Genomic DNA, 22,807 nt, shown 5'->3' with positions numbered 1-22,807 from the left:
ATTCCTTTGTAGTCGCGCTTAACGCGGATTGTAAATCAAAAATTTAAATGTTAAATGTAGAACACTAAACACACATGTTTAGCACATAAAACGCCAGCCCCGATTCCGCGAGTTACACGAAAGCAGGGCTGGCGTCACAAAAGCTACTTAGTCTTCTTACCGTAGCGCTTCTCGAAGCGAGCCACGCGGCCGCCGGTGTCGAGAATCTTCTGCTTACCGGTATAGAATGGGTGGCACTTTGAGCACACGTCAACCGTCATGTGATCGCCATCAGCGGTGGAACGAGTTACGAAAGTGCTTCCGCAAGAGCAGGTAACCTGCACTGCGTGATAGTCGGGATGAATACCCTGCTTCATAATGTCTCCTATGGAATTCGGGCGACCCGGGTCGCAAAGCCCCAATAGCTAAGCGTGAACCGGAACCTTCGTTATTCTAGTCACCACCCTCGACGCGCTTATAATTCGTATAAAAATGGAGCGCATGAAAAATTCAAACGCTCCAAATTTAAATAAATTATTTATTATTGCGACGCTTGCGATGGTGCTTGCCAGTCTTTACCACCGCAAGACCAATTGCTGCGATTGCTGCCGACAAAATACCAGCAGATGCAGAAGAAACCGTGTCGCTACCAGTTTTAGCTAATTCCAGCTTTGCTTCAACAGTTTCTTTTAGATCCTTTTCTTGCTTCTTTTCATCCTCAATAGTTACGTCATATGAAGTAGAAGAATCAAGAGAAGGAATAACTTGCTCAGGCGCTGGAGTTGGCTGCTCAGGCGCTGGTGCTGGACTTGGAATTGGTGCTGGAGTTGGAGAGTTTGGTTTGCTCTCAGAAATCACATCAATTTCAACAGCAATTTCCGCTTCGCGACCATACTTATCGGTAGTAGTAAACGTTAGCTCAACTTTTGGCTTTCCATTCACAATCTTAGGAGTGCCGGAAATCTTGCATGCAGTACCAGCGCAGGTTGCGTTAATACCGTTTACAGAATTCGTAACCTTTGAGATTAACTCGTTAATGGTTACTTCCTTACCATCTACCGTAATCTTGTTAGTAGCATCGCCAGATCCTTCAGTCATGTTTTGCAAAGTAAAGTTCGTTAACATACCCTCGCGAGCAGAACCACTAAACTTAAACCTCATAGGAGCCATCTTCTCGAAGTTTGCAGTAATAGTGATTTCGTGTTTTGAGTGAGGCTTTGGCAGCGAAATCTCTGGATTTACTCCAGCATTGCGCAAAACCTGCTTCAAAGCTTCCAAACTAGACTTCTTGGAGCTGCGAATTATCTTTGCAACAAATGGCTTATCTGCTTCATCAGCAAGCTCAGCGAGCACTTCTCGCTGTTCATCAAGAACATAACTATCAATTGCGTTCTCAAGATTAGCAAATGTTAAGTCTATTCCTGCTTCTTGCATCAAATTCTTCAGCGCTTCTATTGAAGAATACATAGAATTGGAAATTTGCTTGGCAAGCCATGGTTGTCCAGCTTCTTTAGCAAGTTTTACAAGCAAAGTCTTTTCATGAACTTGCTCAATGACTTTGTCAACATCAATGCCATTTTGGACAAGCTTATCCTTAATCTTTTGTAAGGAATCATGAGACTGACGAATTTCAGAAGCTAGATCAGTCTTATGATTTCTTTCAGCAACCTGAGCTAATTCTTCACGCTTAGCATTGTAGACTTGCGCAGCATGTTGCTTTTGCGCTTCGTTCAGGAGATTTTGCAAAGCAGCAAGCGTATATTTATCTGAGTTACGAATCAACTTTGCTACATATGGCATACCATCCATAATTGCCATTCGAGCCAAAGCTTCTCGTTCTTCTTCTGTGGCCTTGCGTTTATCTGCCAGAGCCGCTGGCTTTTCAGTCGTATTAGACGACCAATCCTTGAACACGTAGCCCTTATCGGCAAGCACATCTGGAACTGGCATAAGCAAATTAGTAGCGCCGTTTCGTACCCAATATACTGAAACTATCTTGTCGCCAGCACTCTCAAGAGGCGATTTTTGCAAACTTCCGCCCTTACCAGCTACATACGTCACCTTCGTGTAGTTCTTTTCTATGAACTTAGCCGCAGCAGTGCCCTTAGCCGGCAAATCGTTATCTGCAATCACGTTAGGCAAAACATACACATGCACAGGCAACTTAGTTGTAACAGTTTTTTGCTTTCCTGTAGTCTTATCAATTTCATCAGTAGGCTTAGTTACATTCACCATAATTGTTGAAATTCCAGGCTTTGAAACATCAACCTTAGCATTCTCATCTACAGATGCACTCACTTTAGGGTCAGCACTATGTACGAGCTTATTGACGTTTGGAATCTTATCTCCAACGCCAACAACTGTTTCTGGAATCTTCACACCATCAGCGCCATTTTGTTCAGCAACGAAAATGCGCGGCCTGCTGATATCCCAATTGTCGTGTAAGAGTATGTTTGACTTACGGCTCTTTGCATCATACATTTGCCACTTTGTAAAACCGGAAAGTTCTGCAGCAGTATCGTTTGCAACTTTTTGAGCAAACTTAATGTTATCTTCTTTATCTTTTCCGTGACGAATATACAGAAGTTTTGGCTTATACGAACCGTCAGCCCACGTTCTACCAAATCCTGGAAGGAATATGGTTGCAACGTAGCCATCTGGAATATCGTCTTGTTGAGAAGCGTCAATTACGTTTGGCACAAGCTTATAACGTGCTATAAAAGTGGTGTTCCCACTAAACTTCATACCAGCAATTTCAGCACTAGAATATAGCTTAATTTTTGGTGGATTCGACACAGTAGTAGGTGTTGGAGCCGCAGTAGCAACAAGTGTCACAACAGGGACTACTGATGCAGCAGTATTTGTACCATTCGTAATATTTGGCGTGTTGGTCGAATTTGCTACAGGTGCAGTAGCTGCCTGCATCTCCCAGCCTTGGAACTCGTAATGGTATCCTTTCGCATCGTAATCCTTGCCAATAACCTGCGGTGCACGAACGCCACTAGCAGATTGCTTATATGCGTAGTACAACTCGCGCGAACCTTCAGCAAATTCACCCTTGCCATTTGGTGACTTATTATCACTCTGAGCATTTATAAAGTTGACTGAAACATACTTAGTCTTATCAAAAACTAGTTTGCGTTCAGCATTAGCACCAGTTTGCGTAGTATCCTGCGTATTCTCCTTCGGCAAGCTTTCTGGGTACATCAACTGATAAAGCACTTTTAAGCGTCCTACAAGTCTATAAGTCTTGTAATCCACTGCATCCTTATACTTAACTGTAACTTTCAAAGGAACAGTGTACAAAGCAGGCTTCTTAAGCATTTTTTGTTTTAACTTATTTTGTTCAGCTTCAGTTGGTAAATCGTATTCGACTTTTATGTCTTCTATGCCATTATTCACAGCAGCATCTGCTTTGAGCTGAGACATATTAGTTATAAAATCGGTTAGCTTTGGAAGCGTGTCAGGGTCATCTTGCACAGCAACAAGGTAATCAGTCTGCACTGCTGGCTCTGTCCAAGGGGTTTGATCTGCCACGAACTCTTGGAATGGTTCATTGACTTTCCAGCCATCTTTCCAATCACCGGTCACGTCAGCAACATCTTTAACTTCAGTAACTTTCTTACCGTCATTAAGCATACTGCTTCGTTTCCAAGTGCCAGTAGCTCCAGTGAGACTGCCTTTCAGCATCTCAAGAACATTCACTTGCTTTCCATTAATGATCTTCGTAATTTGGGAAATATCAGTGCCCTTCTTTACGTAGAACACTTTAGGTCCACTCGTGCCGTCACTCCACAATCGTCCTGGAGCAGGCTTGAAGATTGCAACTACAGCATCTTTAGGAACTTCACCGCCGTCAGAGGAACTCGAGAAGTATTCAATCTTCTTGTAAACAGCGTTATAAGTTATGCCGGAATTATCGTTAACCTTAACATCTTTATAACGACCTTCAGAATCGATATCGTACTTCTGCTCTGGATTCGGATTCTCAGCAGTCGGCTTTACAACATTAGTTGCCCAGCCCTTAAACACGTAGTGGTAATTATCGGCACTATGATCCTTACCGAAAGCTTGCGGCACACGGATTCTAACATCCTTACCTTTATAAACGTACGCAGTAAGCGTAGTGTCTCCGTCATCAGGATGATTAGAATTATCTCCATCGTGACCAATAATAGTGCCTTCATCGTTCTTACCGGTAAAGGTAATCGGCACGTACTCGTCTTTATGCTTGCTACCGTAGTCAGTAGCCTTAAACTTCTCCCACTCGCTTCCGTACACCAAATCCGGCAGCGTGCGGTACAGCACTTCAGTTTCAGCAATGTTGCCATCAAGATGCACTTGCACTTTAATCTTGTGCAAGCCTGGAGTGTTGTCAAACTTTTCGTCTTTACCGAATGAGAACGTAGCATCACTTGGATACTCATCAGCATTCGTTATAAGAGCTTTAGCTGCAGTTGGATCAGCCGGATTCAAAGTATCTATTGGCTTCAAAACCTTAGTATCAATTGCAACAGGAGCTTTTATCTTGAAGTTAGCAGTGTAAATTACCTCAGGATTGTTCTGCTCTTCGGAGCGAATCGGCAAGCGATTTACACCATCGGAATACTGAAGCGTATGCGAGCCAACTTCAGACGAACCGACTTTCGAAGTCCAGCCTGCAAACTCAAATCCAGGCTTTGCTTTCACTGTTGGAAGTGGCATTTGATAAGCTTTTGTGCCCTTAATTGCGTCGTACACAAGAGCAGAGCCGTCAGCTACATCCTTGTTCTGCCAGTCAACAACGCTGCCCATAGAGTCTTGACCATCAGCCACTTTAAACACGTAACGCGTGTAGTGATCTGGGCGAGCTTGATAATCGTCCTTACGCTTAAGCACGCGTACGTCATCATATCTAAATGTGATAGTACGAATATCGTCAGCTTTTTGCTTGCCGTAAGGATCAGTAACGTATTCAATACGCTGCTGCGTATTTTCTGGCTTAAAGCCTTCAATAGGCTTGTAGAATACTACGTCATACTTTCTATTTACAGAGCTAACTTCGCTTTCTGGAAGAAGCTCCTTTTCTTTACCGTCCTTACCAATAGTTACATAGCGAACTTTGTACTTGCGCATATTATAAGTTTGGTAAATAAACTCGCCAGTATTCTCAGATTCAGTACTCGAAGCTTCAAAGCTCGTGAAATGCTTATCTGGGAAGTGCGTTTCGTCACTATAGACTGCTTCCGCATTGTAGCGCAAATGCTCGCGCAAGCCGGAAACCGTTTGCTCGGCGGTATGGTCTACCATCGCAGCTTTGGCTTCTTTCGTAGCAGCATCCTTATAGTCAGAAATCGTGTATCCAGGCTTTAAGAATATATGCTTAAAAGTGCCCTTGTAGCGAGTATCCTTCACCCACACTGCGTTAAGCGTTATATCTTCTACTACTTTGTTGCCAAAGGCGTACGGCAAAGTTTTGCCATTCTTGTTGATTTCCCAACCGTAGAAGTCGTAGCCTTTGCGAGTTGGAGTGCCTATTTCATCCTTTTCGTCAATAACATGGTAGCGAGCGAACTCCTTTTTCTTAACTACGTTTGTGCCAGCTACCTCATTACCGTTTCCATCGGTATTTGGCATATTGTAGTTAAACGTTACCGTGTGCTTAATATTAGTTGGCTTACCCCACGCAGCATAAAGCTTAATGCCATTAACTGGCATTGTAACATCTTTAGCTTTACTTTTATCTTTGCTTTCACCTTTAGCATCTTCACTCTCGCCATTTATAAGCTGACTACCAGCTTGATCAACAGCCCAGCCTTTAAACACGTAGTCTTTTGGCAAATTGTTAGGACGAGTGATGGAGTAAGTTTTGCCGTTAAGTGTGAATGTGTACTTGCCATCGAACTGAGTTGCGGTGTTATCACCACCCTCTTTAGTTACAGAATCATCGTAAGACTTAACGTTGCCGTATAGCTCTTTGTCTTCGCCCGTCAAATCTTTTTTGCCGCGCTTAGTCAAGCTATACTCGTACGGCAATCTCTCTTTAGCAGCGACATTGCCATCTGTTATAGCATTGCCATCCGCATTATAAAACTGCACGTCGTACGACTTGCGGTCGTACCTAAACTCAAGTGGTTTGTTATCATTAAATTCATCTTCATCACCTTTATAATTTTCTTGTTCATCTACTGGAACGCCCCTATACTTTCGAAATGCTAAATGATACTTTTTAGCAAAAGCTTTCTGCTCATCCTCACTTAAATCATCCCAATTCCCATGAGCATGAGATTCGTTATACCACACTTCCAGATTATCTTTAAAGTCGTCTGAATCTAACGCATCACCAACTTTTGTCTTATCATAACCATCAGCAGGATTAAAACCAGCAATAGATGGAGCTGGATAATCATAGCCAGTGTTGGGAGTATCATCTTTGCTATAAGAATCGGTAGAAAGCTCATAATCGTCATCGCTTGCTGTACCACCCTTTTTAGCGGATGCAATACTTTGCTTCCTAATAATCACCTGTATAGGCTGACTTTGATCACTGCTATCAGCAGTAAGCAGACGCTGATTATCTTTTAACTCATATTGTTTTGCATCAGGATTCGAAGGGTCATCACTAATTTTAGGCGCTTGGTTCTTACCCACTACACGCCAACTAGGGTCAGCAAATTCTTCTTTAGTAAAACGATACGGAGGAGTGTCACGATACTTTACATCCCCCGCAAATCCAAGCTGCCACCCTAAAGAGCCTTTTCCCTCTTCACTAAAATATAATTCATTTACATCAGGCCAAATATCAGTAAGCTTTTGACCGTAACGAACATTTACGTGGTAGCCTTTATGGTTAATTTTAGCGCCATTATCATCCTCATCTTTACCTTCATACTTCGTTGAGCAACCGCCACCGCCAGCATAGCAATAAATAGTTGTTTTGCCGTTTTCATCTTTTCTTTTTATAGCAACATTGTCACCGCTATTGACGCCAGCAGGCTTAGCAAAAATAAGCTCATAAGTATTGCGGTCGTAAACTAAGTTAAGAGTGTTGTTTAAGTCGTTTGCGCAAAGCTTCGCTTTACTGCGTTTGCCTAAATCTGGGCGACCCTGCACAAAATCATGTTCCTCAGTGTTAAGCTTTTTAGTAAGCTCCTTATTCACGTGGAAGTAGCGCGTGAATAAGTCCTTACCCTTGTTGTTAACATCACCAGGATGCTCAGTATCATACCCGTCTAAGCTTGTTACAGGCGTATCGTTCATCCAGTTGAACTTTGAAATTAAGCCATCTTTATGATTATTCGCATCTGTACCTTGCAGCTCTTCTTTTGTTAAGCCAAGCTCCGGGCTCGTTACATAATCAGTTTCGCTTTTGCCATTAAGCTCATCAGTATCTTTAGCAACACCAGCATCATCCATCTTATCGAGCACAACGTCGCTATCAGTTTGCACATTCGTGCGCTCAACAAGACCAACAAAGTCGTAGTTTACAAGCGAATCCGGATGCTCTTTGTCTACCAAATCCGCCTTCTGTACCCACACGTTCACGCGGTAGCTGGTAGTATTGTTAGCTTCCCAAACTGCGCGGAATCGCACATTGTGATCCGGCATCTTGTAGTTAGTAGAATTTCCTTTAATTAGTGGACTACCAGAAGTATTTGATTGATTAGTATCCCCTGGTTTTACTACCTGCCACCCAAGGAACTTATGACCACGATATGTAGGTTCTGGAACCGCAGGCACTTCCTGATCATAATACACTTTTTGAGCAGTAACATCCGTGCCGCCAGCAGAATCGTAAGTAACTTCATACGCCTTACGATAGTAACGAAGGTTCAAAACTAGCTTGTCTTTTTCATCTTCAGAATCAGAAAGTGGCGAGCTAATAAGATTATGCTCCGGCTCGTAGCCTGGAATATACAGAGCTACAGCACTCACATCTGAACCAACAGTGCCAGTAACTTCAGTGACGTGGATACGTTCTTTTTTGCCATCTTTGTAAGTTACTTCAATAGTCTTGCCAACGCCAAGATTTGGAGCATCGTGAAACTCATCCTTATTATCGAGATCCTGCACCAAGTGACGCACATAGTACTTAGCTGTTTTAGGAGCGTAGTTGATATTCAACTCGCCGTAATACTGAATGCCGTCTTCTACTGCCGGTTGCGCAGATGATGAAGATTGCGAAGTTGTTTGAGATGACGAGGCTTGCGGGGCTTGAGCGCCGTTGTTAGCTCCAACAGCAGGCCTTTTCTTTACAGCATACTCAGTAATCAGCTTCTTACTCAAACGCAAGTAGCGCTTAGCATCCGCATCCGTACCGTCGTCAATAACAAACTTGCCTTCGTCGTTTTTAATGTAGTACTGATAATCCCCGGAATGGTATACAGATGGACGGTATCCAGCAGCCTGCGGAAGCTCAATGTATTCGTACTTACCATCTTTGTCGAGCTTATCGAAGTCTTCTTGGTCAATTGTAAGCTCATAAGGCTGTACAAGCTGCTTATTCGCAGCACCGCCAATCGTATAGCGAATTTGCAAATTGTACGTAGCTTTTGACTTAGTGTCGGTTTGTACCTGTTCGTTGGCTTGCTCTGTACTCTTCGCCTCTGGATTATCCGTATTCGGCTTAATTACCTGGCTGTCTGGATCAGTTGCTGCGTTATTAGTTGTTGTGCCAGTGTTCGGTGTGCCAGCGTTCTGTGTGCCAGAGGTCGGTGTGCCAGAGGTCGGTGCAGGAGAAGGTGAAGGCGTTGGCTGATTGTTCGAAGCAGGCGTTGAGTGAGTTGTATCATTGTTCGGCGTAGAAGCAGATTGATTCTGGGAAGCAGAGTTTTGTGCAGTAGTTGAAGGCGTAGCGCTTTTATCTTTGCCTGTGGCACCTGTAGTTGCACCTTCTGCACTGCTTTGCGAACCTTGTGCATTGGTTCGTGCAATTGTATCTGTACCTGTGGTCGCTGCAGTTCCAGTGCCAGTGTTAGATTCTGCATTTGCAGGAGTTACAGGAGTAGACGATGCAGTTGTATTACCTGCAGGAGCCGCATCTGCAGCAGCTGGCTCTACGTTTGCAGGCTGCTGATTTTCAGCTGGATCAACGTCACCAGCATTTGCTTCCGGTTGCTTTGTTTCTGCTGGCTTCGCAGTTGGCGTTGATTCTGGCTTTACTTCTGCTGGCTTTGTAGCTGCAGTATTTGTAGTAGCCGGCTTATTATCAACATTCTGAACCGGTTTCGCAGTATCTGGCTTCGTCGTATCTGGATTAGTAGTATTTTGATGAGCTTGCCTATTAGCAGTCGCACTTTTTACAACAGAATTAGACACTGGCGCACTCACCGTAGCAGATTCAGCAGCACTTACTGTATTTTCAGTAACATTTGACTTTGAGCCTAAAGTTGCATTTTTAATCTCAGAAGTCTTTGTAGGCGTAGCAGACTGAACGTCATGAAGAGCTTTATCAGAATTTACAGACTTCACAGCACCTACAGAAGGCATAATAGGCATGGGAGAAGAAATTGCAACTGGGGTATTTTTCACACTAGTCAGCGGCTCAGAAGGAGACGCAGCCAATGCAGATGGAGATGCATTCGTTTCCAGCACAGATGCACCAGAAGTAGTTTCACTAGGTTTCTTATCTTCTTGCTCTTTGCGAGATCCCTCAGCCTCGCGCAACTGTTGCATTTGTGCATCATGACGCGCAAGCTCTACAAACTTTTGAGTTTGAGCACTCTTATTGAGCACGCCAGCACCCCAACGCTGCATGTTCAATTCGTCTACATCAGGCTTACCTTTGCCCATTTTTTGCGTCATATTAGACGCATCGATAATATCTTTTTGAGTAGGCTGAAGCGCGGAAGCTACAACAGATGGCAGCATCATTGCCAAAGTTGAAGCAACAGCAACTCCAGCAACTCCCTTACGCAAAGCACGAGAACGCTTCACCGCATGAGCCTTACGAAGTGTTCTTCTTGGTACCACATCACCGTGTAAATCTTTACGCTCTGCCATTATTTCTCCTCACTCCAACCAATTTCAAGTAGACCACGCATACTTATAAATCTTCATATGTATCATACATGAATACAATATATGGACATAAAATAAACATTTGTTATAATCTTTTATTCATTACAAATCAACTACAACTCATATTTACGCTTGGCAAATAAAATCACCTAACTAATAGTATACTAATCAATACCCCCCCCCCCAAAAAAAAATCATCCGAACGACTATGCCGTGAGGAATAAGTGCTCAAGCAGTTCGTCGCGTTAAAATATGATACAATGTAGAAATGTGTGCTCTAGAGCAACAATTGTTTGAAAAATCAAAAGGGGTCGATCGGTTTCGACGGCGATCTGTTCGCCGCGGGGAAGCGTGCCGAGAATGCGGAAGTCCACTCGTAAACGTCCTTTCGCAAAAGAATAAGTGCTAAATCTAATCGCACTGAGTTCGCTCTCGCTGCCTGAGCTTCGCGCCAGGATTAACCAGTGAGCAGCTGCTCCGTTCACCCACTCACGTCTTCGGAGTGGTGCTGAACGTCATAAGAAGACTTGCTTGAATTGCCGAGCTGCAGGGCAATTCAGGGACTTTGACTGTAGATATGCTCGCCATGAATTGTCTGCGATAACATGGGGGCAGAAAAACTGCCGCACGGCCAGCAGACTACGCACGTAGAAGACCGAGGGTACGGTCACCGGACCGGGGTTCAATTCCCCGCGACTCCACAAACGCAACAACGCCACTGCTAAAACAGTGGCGTTTTTTGTAGCAAAACCCAATGTTTCCAATGCTTAAATTAAACGTTAAAAGCATCTCCGAGATGGTGCTGAGTAGCGTGCTCAGTAGCGTCAGAACTATTGCAATCAAACTCCCCCGCATCCGCAGCATCAACAATCGCGAGCGCAGCTTCCGCAAGATCCGGTCGCAACGCGTCCAACCAGTAAATGCGTGCATCCCTACCAAACCAACCCATTTGTTTGCGTGCAAGTCGTCGAGTTTTTTGCGCAATATCCGCAAAAGCCTCATCCTCACTCCAAACGCCATCCAAATAATCCATAATCTGCTGGTAGCCAAGAGCACGAGCTGCAGTCACACCCAATCGCCCTCGAATTGCGCGCACCTCATCCACAAAACCCTGCTCACGCATAATTTGCGTACGTAAATCCACGCGCTTATCTAAATCTTCACGACGCAAATCTAAGCCAATTTGCACGCAATCAATCACATACTTATACTTCGGAAGCGTTGCGGAATAAGGCTTTCCTGTAAGCTCAATCACTTCAAGCGCGCGAATTGTACGTCGCGGATTGCGCGCATCCATATGAGCCGCAGCAACCGGATCCTTCTGCTTCAACTCATCAAACAGCGCACTCGCTCCCTCTTTGCGCTCGCGCTCCTCCAAAGCTGCACGAATAGACTCATCCGTGCCTGGGAATGTAATATCATCCACAGCAGCACGAGCATACAATCCCGATCCTCCAACTAAAATCGGCCTCACACCACGCGATTGCAACTCACTAATACACTGCCTTGCCAAAGTTTGAAAGCGCGCAACCGTCATCGTTTCTTCAGGATCAATAATGTCAAGCAAATGGTGTGGTACTTCCGCCTGCTCCTGCGCACTCGCCTTAGCCGTGCCAATATCCATGTAACGATACATTTGATACGCGTCTGCGTTGATGATTTCCGCACGAATCCCACGCTCAGCTAATTTTTGCGCAAGCGCAATACCAAGACTAGTTTTGCCTGAAGCTGTAGGACCAACTATTGAAATTACTTTAGGAATATTATCCTGCTTATTTTCAGACAAAATACACTCCCCGTCAAAATACTTTCCTAGATTTTGCTTGCGCGCAATCACCTAAGATATTTATATCACGCTTTGCAAAGAATATTACATTTACATACGCACTCCCAGACGTTTAGCAGTTTTTATAGTATTATTAAAAGACGTGATACTTGATCGTCATAACCGCGTAAACGCAGCAGAACTCTATGCGCGTCTTCATAGCAACGAAGCAGCTAATGAAAGCAACAATTTAAGTAGCAATGTAAGCAATACAAAAAATCAACAAAATTGCTCCCAATGCGACAAAACTAATTCGCTTATGCTTCCTGAAGACCAAATCGACGAATTTGTAAACATGATGCAAATTTACGAAGGAGCAATGTACGAAATAAGTACAAAGCTCGAGATTCTAGATAGCGAATTTCAGGTGCGATTCTCTCACGACCCAATTCACCACATGGAACGCCGTCTTAAATCAGTGCACTCAATTTTTGAGAAGCTGCAAAGGCGTCATCTAGATATTTCCACACGCTCTATACGTGATAATCTTTTCGACGTAGCTGGAATTCGCGTAATTTGCAACTACTGCGACGATGTGTATTCTGTAGCACAATATCTTTCTAAACAAACAGACATTCAAGTATTGCAAGTTAAGGATTATATTAAGAATCCAAAACCTAATGGATACCGCAGTTTGCACGTAATTTATGCAGTTCCTGTGTTCTTGTCTTCTGGAGCACACTACACGCCAGTTGAAGTGCAATTCCGAACTATTGCGATGGATTATTGGGCCAGCTTGGAGCACGCTTTAAGATACAAAGCCGGTTTGCCAGATGCAAAGTTGGCTGAGCACTCTCAAACCTTGCTCGATTGCGCACATAGCTTGCAAAATATTGAAACACAAATGCAAGGTATTCACCGCGATATTAATGGTGCTCCTCAAGTTGAAGAGGCACCTAATAGTAAGGCATAATATCAATGCGAAGCGCAAGATTACGCAATACTAAAATCAGCTTATTGTACGAACGTATAAATTATGCTGTATTTTTTTAGCATTTTCCCAGATGCTTTAATTATAATTATGTGAGAACGTTGTCTTGACAGCGTTTTATTTCATAGCTGTTAAGGAGAAATAATGACAAACTTTACTCAAGATTATTACGGAAGCGGTGCTCCTGAGGTTATTGACACTCAGGCAACATATGCTTTTGAAGAAGCAAAAAGAGTTTCAGTAGGACGCACTTATGGCGAAATGACGCTTGGATTGATTGTTACAACTCTTGTGGCACTGTTCACTCAGAGCGGTAATTTCTGGCTTAGATTTATGTTTGCAACCCGCGGATGGGGTTGGATGATGCTGGCAATTGCTCAGGTTGTGATAGCAGTTGTTCTTGGAACGCGTTTAATGAAGATGAGTGAGACAACAGTACGAGTTTTGTTCTATGCTTATGCTGCTTTAACAGGATTCACTTTAAGCTCAGTCTTTCAAGTATTTAGCCTTGGATCCGTGGCATTAGTGTTTGCTTTAACTGCAGGATTCTTCCTGTGCTTGACAATGCTTGCACTTACTACAAAAAAGGATTTGCTTAAAGCTGGTCCAATTTTAATGGTTGCATTACTTGTATTCGTTGTTGCGCAAATTATTATTTCATTTATTGGGCAAGATACTGGAACCATGCGTCTTATGGCTGGAATTGGCATCGTTATTTTTGCAGGTTTAACAGCTTACGATGCTCAGCAAACTCGCGCATTACTTGCACAATATGAAAATCAGCCTGAAATGGTTAAGAAAGTATCTATTTTCTGCGCATTCCAGCTGTTCTTGGACTTCATTAACATGTTCATCTACTTGCTAGAGTTGCTTGGAGATAATAGAGATTAGTAGTTCTGATTTTCTAAACACAAAACCCTGCTGAATTTGTTCGGCAGGGTTTTTATTTATGTGTTCTGTGTTCCAAACATGGGCGCGACGACATGCTTGAGCGCAGCATTGCGCGCGCGAAAGCAACTCGGAGCGCCGAGCTTGCTCAGGGTTGAAAGCACACTGTGCTTTCAACGCAAGCGAGGTCTGTCTTCGTCAATAAAGATGAAGACAGGGCAGGTTAGTGTGGTAGTTCATTGGGAGGGAGGTTGTGTTTTGTGAGCGCGACGACATGCTTGAGCATTAACCACAACCGTGCTTCGCATGCCAAATCGCGCTTTGAAGGAGCTTGAAATCATTGGGATTTCAAGCTCCTTCAAAGCGCGCACGAACATAATAAAGACCCCGCGAGGAAACTCGTGGGGTCTTTATTAAGCCTTAGCTAATATTTTCAGTTAGAGAAAATACTAGGCAAGAATCTTGGTCACACGACCGGAACCAACGGTACGGCCACCTTCACGAACTGCGAAGGTCAAGCCCTCTTCCATTGCGATAGCCTGGATCAACTCAACAGTGAAGGTTGCGTGATCGCCTGGCTGAACCATCTCAACGCCGTCTGGCAAGGTGATAACGCCGGTGACGTCGGTGGTGCGGAAGTAGAACTGTGGACGGTAGTTGGAGAAGAACGGCGAGTGACGGCCACCTTCGTCCTTGGTCAAGACGTAAACTTCGCCTTCGAACTTGGTGTGTGGGGTCACAGAACCTGGAGCAGCCACAACCTGACCACGCTCAACGTCGGTACGGTTGATACCACGGAGAAGAAGACCAGTGTTATCGCCAGCCTCGGCCTCATCCATCTGCTTGTGGAAGGTCTCAATGGAGGTAACGGTGGTGGTCTGAGTTGGACGCAAACCAACAATCTCAACTGGGGTGTTGATTGGGAGCTTACCACGTTCAACACGACCGGTGACAACGGTACCACGACCGGAGATGGTGAACACATCTTCGATTGGCATCAAGAATGGCTTGTCAAGATCGTGAGTTGGGGTTGGGATGTACTCATCAACAGCCTTCATGAGCTCCTTGACGGTCTCTACCCACTTCTCGTGATCTGGAGCGTCATCATGCAAAGCACCGTAAGCAGAGGTGCGGATGACTGGGCAGTCGCGATCGAAGCCGTTTTCTTCGAGGAGGTCACGAACCTCTTCTTCGACGAGGTCGATAAGTTCTGGATCATCAACCATATCGCACTTGTTCAAAGCAACGAGGATCTTCGGGACACCGACCTGCTTAGCGAGCAAAACGTGCTCACGGGTCTGAGCCATAGGACCATCGGTAGCAGCAACCACGAGGATTGCGCCATCCATCTGAGCAGCACCGGTGATCATGTTCTTCACGTAATCAGCGTGGCCTGGAGCGTCCACGTGAGCGTAGTGACGCTCAGCGGTCTGATACTCGATGTGTGCGATGTTAATGGTAATGCCGCGTTCCTTCTCTTCTGGAGCGGCATCAATCTGATCGAAGTCATACTGAGGGTTCAGATCTGGATACTCGCCATGCAGCACCTTAGAAATAGCCGCGGTCAAGGTAGTCTTACCGTGATCAACGTGACCAATGGTACCAATGTTAACATGCGGCTTAGTACGCTCGTACTTTTCCTTTGCCATGTGTTTGTCCTCCTGGACGTCTCGTAGTTTGCCTCACACATTTGTGAGAGGTCTTTCGCTACATATTACTGGGTTTCTGGGTTAGGTGCCACTTCGGTGCCAGAACCCAGTCAACGTAGGAAATTCTAGCGTTGACCGGGGACAGAAAACACCGAAGTAGCGTGCGCTTTATTCGCCGCGCTGAGCCTTAATAATCTCGTCCGAAACGGCCTTCGGGACCTCCGCGTAAGAGTCCATCTGCATGGTGAACATTGCGCGGCCCTGAGTCTTAGAACGAAGATCGCCAATGTAGCCGAACATTTCGCTCAGCGGCACCTTGGCATCGATAACTTTCACGCCAGTAGCATCAGTCATAGACTGGATGTTACCGCGACGAGAGTTCAAATCGCCCATGACATCGCCCATGTACTCTTCTGGAGTACGGACTTCGACAGCCATAATTGGTTCGAGAATTACCGGATTAGCCTTAGGAGCAGCTTCCTTGAAGCACATGGAACCTGCAATCTTGAAGGCCATTTCCGAAGAATCGACATCGTGAGTCTGACCGTCGGTGACGGTTGCCTTTACACCCACAACTGGGAAGCCAGCCAAAACGCCGGATTCCATAGCTTCCTGCACGCCTGCATCGATTGAAGGAATGAATTCCTTGGTGATGTGGCCGCCGGTAACTTCGTTGACAAACTGATAGGTTTCGCCAGATTCTGTGTCGAGAGGCTCGAAGTTCATCAAAACCTTTGCGAACTGACCAGAACCACCGGTCTGCTTCTTGTGAGTGTATTCCTGGTTCATAACAGCCTTACGAATCGTCTCACGGTAAGCAACTTGTGGCTTACCAACGTTCGCTTCGACCTTGAACTCACGACGCATACGATCAACGATAATGTCAAGCTGAAGCTCGCCCATACCGGAAATCAAAGTCTGACCAGATTCCTCATCGGTCTTAACCTGGAATGTAGGATCCTCGTCAGAAAGCTTAGCCAAAGCCAAGCTCATCTTTTCCTGATCAGCCTTCGTCTTTGGCTCCACAGCAACCTCGATAACAGGATCTGGGAATGTCATGGATTCCAAAGAAATTGGGTTCTTTTCGTCGCACAAAGTATCACCAGTGCTGACGTTCTTCAAACCAACGAAGGTGTAGATGTTACCAGCTTCAGCTGAATCTACAGGATTTTCCTTATCAGCATGCATCTGGAAGATCTTACCAACGCGTTCCTTCTTGGACTTCGTGGAATCGTACACGGAATCGCCTGGCTTTACTTCGCCAGAGTAAACGCGCACAAACACGAGCTTGCCATAGAATGGATGGGTTGAAATCTTGAATACCAATGCTGCAAATGGATCTGTATTAACTGGCTTACGGTCAATTTCAACAGATTCGTCACCTGGCTTGAAGCCCTTAATAGATGGAACATCTTCTGGGCTTGGGAGGAAGTCGACAACAGCATCCAGCATTGGCTGAACACCCTTATCCTTGAATGCAGAACCGCAAGTTACTGGGAATGCCTTACGCTCAATGGTAAGCTTACGGATACCAGCGCGCATTTCTTCTTCAGTAAGTTCGCCAGTTTCAAGATACTTCTCAACCAGCTCATCGTCAGCTTCAGCAACCTGATCCATAAGCTCAGCACGATACTGTTCTGCACGTTCCTGCAAATCTTCAGGAATGTCAACGGTGTCATAGTGAGCACCCATATCGTCCTTAACGTCATTCCAGACGTAAGCCTTCATACGAATCAAGTCAACAACGCCAACGAAGTCGTTTTCAGCACCGATTGGAAGCTGAATAACGAGTGGAGTTGCACCGAGCTTCTCCTTGATGGTCTTGACGGAATAGTAGAAATCAGCGCCAAGCTTATCCATCTTATTGATGAAGCAGATACGTGGAACGCTATACTTATCAGCCTGACGCCACACGGTTTCGGACTGAGGTTCCACACCTTCCTTACCATCGAAGACTGCTACAGCACCATCGAGCACGCGAAGGGAACGTTCCACCTCAGCGGTGAAGTCCACGTGGCCTGGGGTATCGATGATGTTGATCTGATAGCGATCATCAACGTCATGAGTCTGACGCTTCCAGAAGCAGGTAGTTGCAGCAGACTGAATAGTAATACCGCGCTCCTGCTCCTGAGCCATGAAGTCCATGGTAGAAGCACCATCATGAGTTTCACCGATCTTGTAGTTCTTACCAGTGTAGTAAAGAATACGTTCGGTGGTAGTAGTCTTACCAGCATCAATGTGCGCCATGATGCCGATATTACGAACCATATTCAGGTCGTTAAGCACATCTTGTGCCATATTCTTATCCTTAGCTCTTTAAGATACCGATTATCTTGTGGATTACCAGCGATAGTGAGCAAAAGCCTTGTTTGCTTCTGCCATCTTGTGGGTATCCTCGCGGCGCTTCACGGAAGCACCCAAGCCATTGGAGGCATCGAGAATTTCGTTGGCCAAACGCTCAGCCATAGTCTTTTCACGACGAACACGTGAGAAGTCAGTAAGCCAGCGGAGGGAAAGAGTGTTTGCACGAGCAGGCTTAACTTCGACTGGAACCTGGTAAGTTGCGCCACCAACGCGGCGAGAACGAACCTCAAGATTTGGACGAATGTTATCAAGAGCGCGCTTCAATACAGAAACTGGCTCCTGCTCGGTCTTTGCCTTCACCTGCTCAAGAGCGGTGTAGACGATGTTTTCTGCGATGGACTTCTTACCATCGAGAAGGATTTTGTTAATCAACTGAGCCACGACGGTCGAGCCGTAGATTGGATCAGGAAGCAGTTGATGCTTTTTTGCAGGTCCTTTACGTGACATGTTTTACTTCGCCTTCTTTGCTCCATACAGGGAACGACCCTGCTTGCGGTCCTTGACACCCTGGGTATCTAATGCGCCACGCACGATGTGGTAACGCACACCTGGGAGATCCTTCACACGGCCACCACGCACGAGCACGATGGAGTGCTCCTGCAAGTTGTGACCTTCGCCTGGAATATAGGCGGTTACTTCAATACCAGAGCTGAGGCGCACACGAGCAACCTTACGAAGCGCGGAATTTGGCTTCTTAGGAGTGGTGGTGTACACACGGGTGCACACGCCACGACGCAGCGGGCTACCCTTCAAGGCCAAAGTCTTTGACTTTTTCGGCTTGGCCTGACGTCCTTTACGGACAAGTTGTTCAATCGTAGGCAACTTAAGTTCTCCGATTCATTGTTATTTTCTATTTGGTGAAAACCGCCACACTGCAGCACACCATAACCAAAGAATCGGTTAAAGAGTAAAAGCCACAGTCCACCGGCCCGATGGCCCTCGCGCCTCCAGCCACACATTACTGCGCACTATCTTTGGCACTTGGGATATCCCAACACGCACGCCTATAACATAAGGCACGCCGTTGGCACACACGAATTACTATTATACACCTAATCTTGACAATGCAATTAATAAAGTTTTAAAACCCTATTTAAGAATTGGACGCACAGGAGCAGACACATCTAAGCTGCGTTTGTTTCCAATTTTACTAGGATCATCAATAATCTTGGCAACAATAGCTTTCTTTAACTCAATCTGAGACGAATTGCCCCATATAATAGTTTTTTTAACATCCCCTAATTCTGTTTCGACAGAATCTTGAGTTTTTGCACTAACTCTCGTAACTCTAGCTCGCAAAGATTCCGAAAGTGAACTAACAATTTTTACAGCTTCAAGTACCGCTCTATTATTCAAACTTCTTTGCACATTTGAAACTTCAATAACAGGTATTCCTTGTGTTGTAACTTGAGCTACGGCATTTAACACGCGACCTTTAGCGTCAACAGCAGTTAATTTATTGCTATCTCGAGTTTTGAGCATTGCTGCAGGACGTTGCGCATGTACAGAAACATGCAAACCATTAGGAAAATTCTTAGAAACTTTTGCTTCAGTTACGCCAGGAATATCGTTAAGTTGGTTAATTACTTCTTGAGAAGAAACTAAAAATAGTGATTTACCAACCTGAGTTGACGCAATTGAAGCAATTTTTTGCTCACTCACCCACTCGTTAGATCCAGAAATACTTATATCGCTAGACTTAAGAAGAAAAACTGGCGAGAAGAATAAAAACCAAACAATCGCCGAAACAGAGGCAATCACTGCAAGAATTGCAAGAATTCGTTTAACAGTAAATTGCAAATAAGCAGATTTACGTTCTTTCAAACGCTCTCGAAAATTAATTATTCTAGGACGAGTAATCATTCCAAGAGAACCAGAAGTTTGACTTAAAGTTTTTCTTACAAAATCAAGCTTCGGCAAAAGTCTAGCGTCAACAAACTTACCTTGATGATTTTTTTCATTAACATCAGCTACTCGTATTTGCGATGTGTTTTGGCTGATTATATGCCTTTGGAAACGCTGGTCTTTGCGCAACGACGAAGCAGATCTAGGTTTAGAAATATGAATTTTTTCATCACGCGTTTTTTCGATACTAGATTTTTTTATATTAGATTTTCCGATATTAGATTTCGCACCACGCGCTATGCCACGCAATACACCACTACGCAATTCATTATTAAGCAATTCAGCGCTACGAGACGCACTACTACGAGACGCACTGCTGCTGGATTTATTACTACGAGACTCTTCAGTACGCGCAATATTAAGACTTGAAACGGTACGACGATGCGAATTATTTGCATCAGCATCGTACGATTTGCTTGACCTCACGCGACCCATAATTGCCTCTCGTAATAATTTATTTATATTTTAATCACTTAATTTCAAAGCACTACAATGCTTCTAGCATAACAGACGTCATAGCAGTAATACTTCCTGCACCAACTGTAAGCAGCACATCACCAGATTTTGCACGCAAAGCCAGTTTCAACGCAGCTGCGCGCATATCGTCAACCGCTTCAATTTTTACATCAAGATTCTGTGATTTTGCAGCTTTAACAATAGTTTCAGCATTAATATTTGGAAAATCTTCCTGCTTTTCGCGAGCTGGGAAAATTCCTGTAACAATTACATCGTCTGCAAGAGCCAAAGATTTTGCAAACTCATTAGCAAAAGCCTGCGTTCTGGAGAACAAATGAGGCTGAAACAGCACGCGAAGAGTAGAAGAAGTGTACTTTCTTCGAGCAGCGCGCAATAATGCAGCTATTTCAGTTGGATGGTGAGCATAATCGTCCACAACTGTTACACCATCAACACATCCACGAATATCAAAACGACGAGACGCACCTCGGAAGCTTTCTGCACCACGAGCCGCATTTTCTGGATTCATACCGAGCAATACTGCAGCAACAATAGCTGCAGAAGCATTAAGAGCATTATGCAAACCTGGTATTAACAAGCTAACTTGCACCTTGTTCGAACATTTAGTATGCTCATCCAAAATTTTTTCTGGCAATACAAGCGTAAACATTTCGCGACCACTTACAGCTTGCTCATTTTCATGCTCAATACTTGCGAAGATAGCTAATTTTTGTACGCGCGAGCTGAGTTTTAGGCTCCAAGTATCCAAATTACCGTAAGCAATTGTTTTGTTTAAAATATTATCCGGCATAGCTTCAAGTACTTTTCTAGCACCTTCGTCTTCTGCACAAATTATTACGTTATTAACAGCATGACTTACGTGCTCAACAAATGCTTCTCTGTATCGTTCACTAGATCTGTAATGATCCAAGTGATCTGCTTCAGCATTTGTTACGATTGCAATACTTGGGCTGTATTTTTCAAAACTTCCGTCAGATTCGTCAGCTTCAGCAACCATAACAATTCCATTGCCAGCATGACCACCGTCTAAGACTGTTCCGTCTGCAGCTTGAATAGATCCGCCGATTGCGTAGCTTGGATCAGCCAAATCGCCTACTGCAGCCACAGTTAATATATGAGAAAGAAGTGAGCTAGTAGTTGTTTTCCCATGTGCTCCAGCAACAGTCACACCAGTTTTTGCAGATAATAATAACGCAAGAATATCGCTGCGATGAACAAGTTTTATGCCGCGCTCATGTGCTGCCATAATCTCCGGATTGCTCGGTTTAATAGCACTTGAATACACGAGTACATCTGCATGCTCAACATGTGAAACACTTTGTCCAATTTCTACTTCAATACCTAATTCTTCCAAGCGTTGAGTGTGATCATTTGCTTCGCGATCACAACCGCTTACGCTTACGCCCTCTTCATGCAACATTTCTGCCAGAACACTCATTCCAGCTCCGCCAATGCCAATAAAATGCACTCGCCCTAATTTTGAAATTGTTTGCGAATCATCAAACGCTGATTTTACCGGGTTTAAATCAATGTTGTTATGAGATGAAGTTGTATTGTTATTAAAATTGGTCATTACTTTCTGCCTTCTTTTGCGATTTCAAGAATACGCTTCGCCATAACGTCTGCAGCATCACGAATACCATAATTCCAAGATTTAGTGCGCATAGCTTGTAATTGCTTTTTGTTTTGCAATAAAGCTAATCCTTCATCTATAAACCACTTTGCATTGAAATCAGCATCATTTACCATTAACGCTCCCCCTGCATTTACTACAGGCTCAGCATTGAAACGCTGCTCGCCGTTGCCAATAGGCAATGGCACGTATACAGCAGGTAAGCCAAGTGCAGAAATTTCTGCAACCGTTCCAGCTCCTGCACGACATATAACTAAATCTGCACAAGCAAAAGCCCAATCAATACGCTCTAAATATTCTGCAATATGATAATCACCACAACCAGCATGTTCTGGTTTAATATCATTTATTTGCGATTCGCCTACTTGCTTTGCAACTATATCTCGCACTTCTTCCGCTTTTGCGCGACCAGTTAAGTGAATTACTTGCGCATGTTTTAAAATATCTCCTGCCGCTGCAGCAACAGCTTGATTTATGCTTTTTGCACCCAAAGATCCGCCGGTAACAAGAATAATTGGACGTTTAGGGTCAACGCCAAGTTTTTGCGCACCTTCAACGCGAGCGGAATCATAATCTTTTTCTAATCTTTCACACAATTTAGAAATAGCAGGTCTAAGAGGTAAACCAACTCTTTCAACTTTGACACCTTTTCGTGTGCGCAAATCAGTATTCCCATAAACTGTTCCAACAGCATCAGCCCAACTTGCACCCAAGCGATTTGCCATTCCAGATTTAGCATTCTGCTCGTGAATCACAATAGGAATATGCTGCGCATGAGCTTGAGAATATACTGGAGCAGAAGCATAGCCACCGAAGCCCACTACTATATCTGCTTTTCTAGCGGCTAGTATATTTCGCACTTTGCGTTTTTCGCGCATCCATCGAATTGGAAACTTAATTGCATCCAAATTTGGCTTACGTGGGAACGGCACTTTTTCTATAGTGTCAAGTTCGTATCCTGCATTCGGCACAAGACTTTTTTCCAAACCAACTTCTGTGCCAATTACACTAATTAACGCTTCAGGATTGAGCTTTTTAATCGCGTTTGCAACAGAAAGCAAAGGATTGACATGACCTGCAGTACCCCCGCCTGCAAGAACAATATGCACTTCATGCTCAATAGCATTATCAAACTTCATTTCACTACCCTTGTTATA

12 protein-coding genes and 1 other RNA gene are annotated in these 22,807 nt (G+C 44.4%); 3 read left to right on the top strand and 10 right to left on the bottom strand.

The features are described 5' to 3' along the window. Positions 1-143 precede the first annotated feature (143 nt). The gene (gene rpmE / locus HXT26_RS01430; protein ID WP_004118797.1) at positions 144-356 is read right to left on the bottom strand and encodes a 50S ribosomal protein L31; all 213 of its coding nucleotides are present in this window, start codon (positions 354-356) and stop codon (positions 144-146) included. 157 nt (positions 357-513) lie between these two features. Further along, positions 514-9,960 carry an InlB B-repeat-containing protein gene (locus tag HXT26_RS01425; RefSeq protein ID WP_422112038.1) on the bottom strand — a complete coding sequence of 3,149 codons (9,447 nt, stop codon included), beginning with the start codon at positions 9,958-9,960 and terminating at the stop codon, positions 514-516. Positions 9,961-10,285: 325 nt separating this feature from the next. Between HXT26_RS01425 and ssrA the strand changes: the two genes are divergently transcribed. Continuing rightward, positions 10,286-10,682: a transfer-messenger RNA gene (gene ssrA, locus HXT26_RS01420) on the top strand. Between the two features lie 68 nt (positions 10,683-10,750). On the opposite strand, the gene miaA is transcribed toward ssrA, so the two are convergent. Further along, positions 10,751-11,764, bottom strand: a complete 1,014-nt coding sequence (gene miaA, locus HXT26_RS01415; protein WP_032842568.1) for a tRNA (adenosine(37)-N6)-dimethylallyltransferase MiaA — start codon at positions 11,762-11,764, stop codon at positions 10,751-10,753. A gap of 142 nt (positions 11,765-11,906) precedes the next feature. Here miaA and HXT26_RS01410 point away from each other — a divergent pair, with 142 nt between their 5' ends. Both HXT26_RS01410 and HXT26_RS01405 read left to right on the top strand, forming a co-directional pair. Continuing rightward, positions 11,907-12,716 (top strand): GTP pyrophosphokinase, encoded by an 810-nt coding sequence (locus HXT26_RS01410; RefSeq protein ID WP_004107417.1) that lies wholly within the window; start codon positions 11,907-11,909, stop codon positions 12,714-12,716. A gap of 162 nt (positions 12,717-12,878) precedes the next feature. Further along, positions 12,879-13,625, top strand: coding sequence for a Bax inhibitor-1/YccA family protein (locus HXT26_RS01405; RefSeq protein ID WP_004118787.1), 747 nt, complete (start codon positions 12,879-12,881; stop codon positions 13,623-13,625). 446 nt (positions 13,626-14,071) lie between these two features. Here HXT26_RS01405 and tuf read toward each other — a convergent pair whose 3' ends face one another. From tuf to HXT26_RS01370, 7 genes are all read right to left on the bottom strand, one after another. After that, a complete protein-coding gene (gene tuf, locus HXT26_RS01400) occupies positions 14,072-15,271 on the bottom strand; it encodes an elongation factor Tu (protein WP_004118785.1) in 1,200 nt (399 codons plus the stop codon). Positions 15,272-15,439: 168 nt separating this feature from the next. Beyond that, complete coding sequence (gene fusA / locus HXT26_RS01395; protein ID WP_004107409.1) at positions 15,440-17,569, bottom strand: elongation factor G; 2,130 nt, start codon at positions 17,567-17,569, stop codon at positions 15,440-15,442. A 42-nt stretch (positions 17,570-17,611) separates the two neighbouring features. Then, positions 17,612-18,082: a 30S ribosomal protein S7 gene (gene rpsG / locus HXT26_RS01390; protein WP_004107405.1), complete on the bottom strand. Its 471-nt coding sequence runs from the start codon at positions 18,080-18,082 to the stop codon at positions 17,612-17,614. A gap of 3 nt (positions 18,083-18,085) precedes the next feature. Next, positions 18,086-18,457 (bottom strand): 30S ribosomal protein S12, encoded by a 372-nt coding sequence (gene rpsL, locus HXT26_RS01385; RefSeq protein ID WP_003813881.1) that lies wholly within the window; start codon positions 18,455-18,457, stop codon positions 18,086-18,088. 267 nt (positions 18,458-18,724) lie between these two features. Beyond that, positions 18,725-19,975 carry a cell division protein FtsQ/DivIB gene (locus tag HXT26_RS01380; protein WP_421788972.1) on the bottom strand — a complete coding sequence of 417 codons (1,251 nt, stop codon included), beginning with the start codon at positions 19,973-19,975 and terminating at the stop codon, positions 18,725-18,727. Between the two features lie 52 nt (positions 19,976-20,027). Then, positions 20,028-21,590 (bottom strand): UDP-N-acetylmuramate--L-alanine ligase, encoded by a 1,563-nt coding sequence (murC, locus tag HXT26_RS01375; protein WP_422112037.1) that lies wholly within the window; start codon positions 21,588-21,590, stop codon positions 20,028-20,030. Next, the gene (locus HXT26_RS01370) at positions 21,590-22,789 is read right to left on the bottom strand and encodes a UDP-N-acetylglucosamine--N-acetylmuramyl-(pentapeptide) pyrophosphoryl-undecaprenol N-acetylglucosamine transferase (protein WP_415707089.1); all 1,200 of its coding nucleotides are present in this window, start codon (positions 22,787-22,789) and stop codon (positions 21,590-21,592) included. Before HXT26_RS01370 ends, murC begins: the two co-directional genes overlap by 1 nt. Between the last annotated feature and the right edge of the window lie 18 nt (positions 22,790-22,807).

Source organism: Gardnerella sp. DNF00497B (genome assembly GCF_049262725.1).
Lineage (GTDB): Bacteria > Actinomycetota > Actinomycetes > Actinomycetales > Bifidobacteriaceae > Bifidobacterium > Bifidobacterium leopoldii.
The sequence above is the reverse complement of the archived record's forward strand: the minus strand, read 5'-3'. Positions and strand labels throughout refer to the sequence as shown.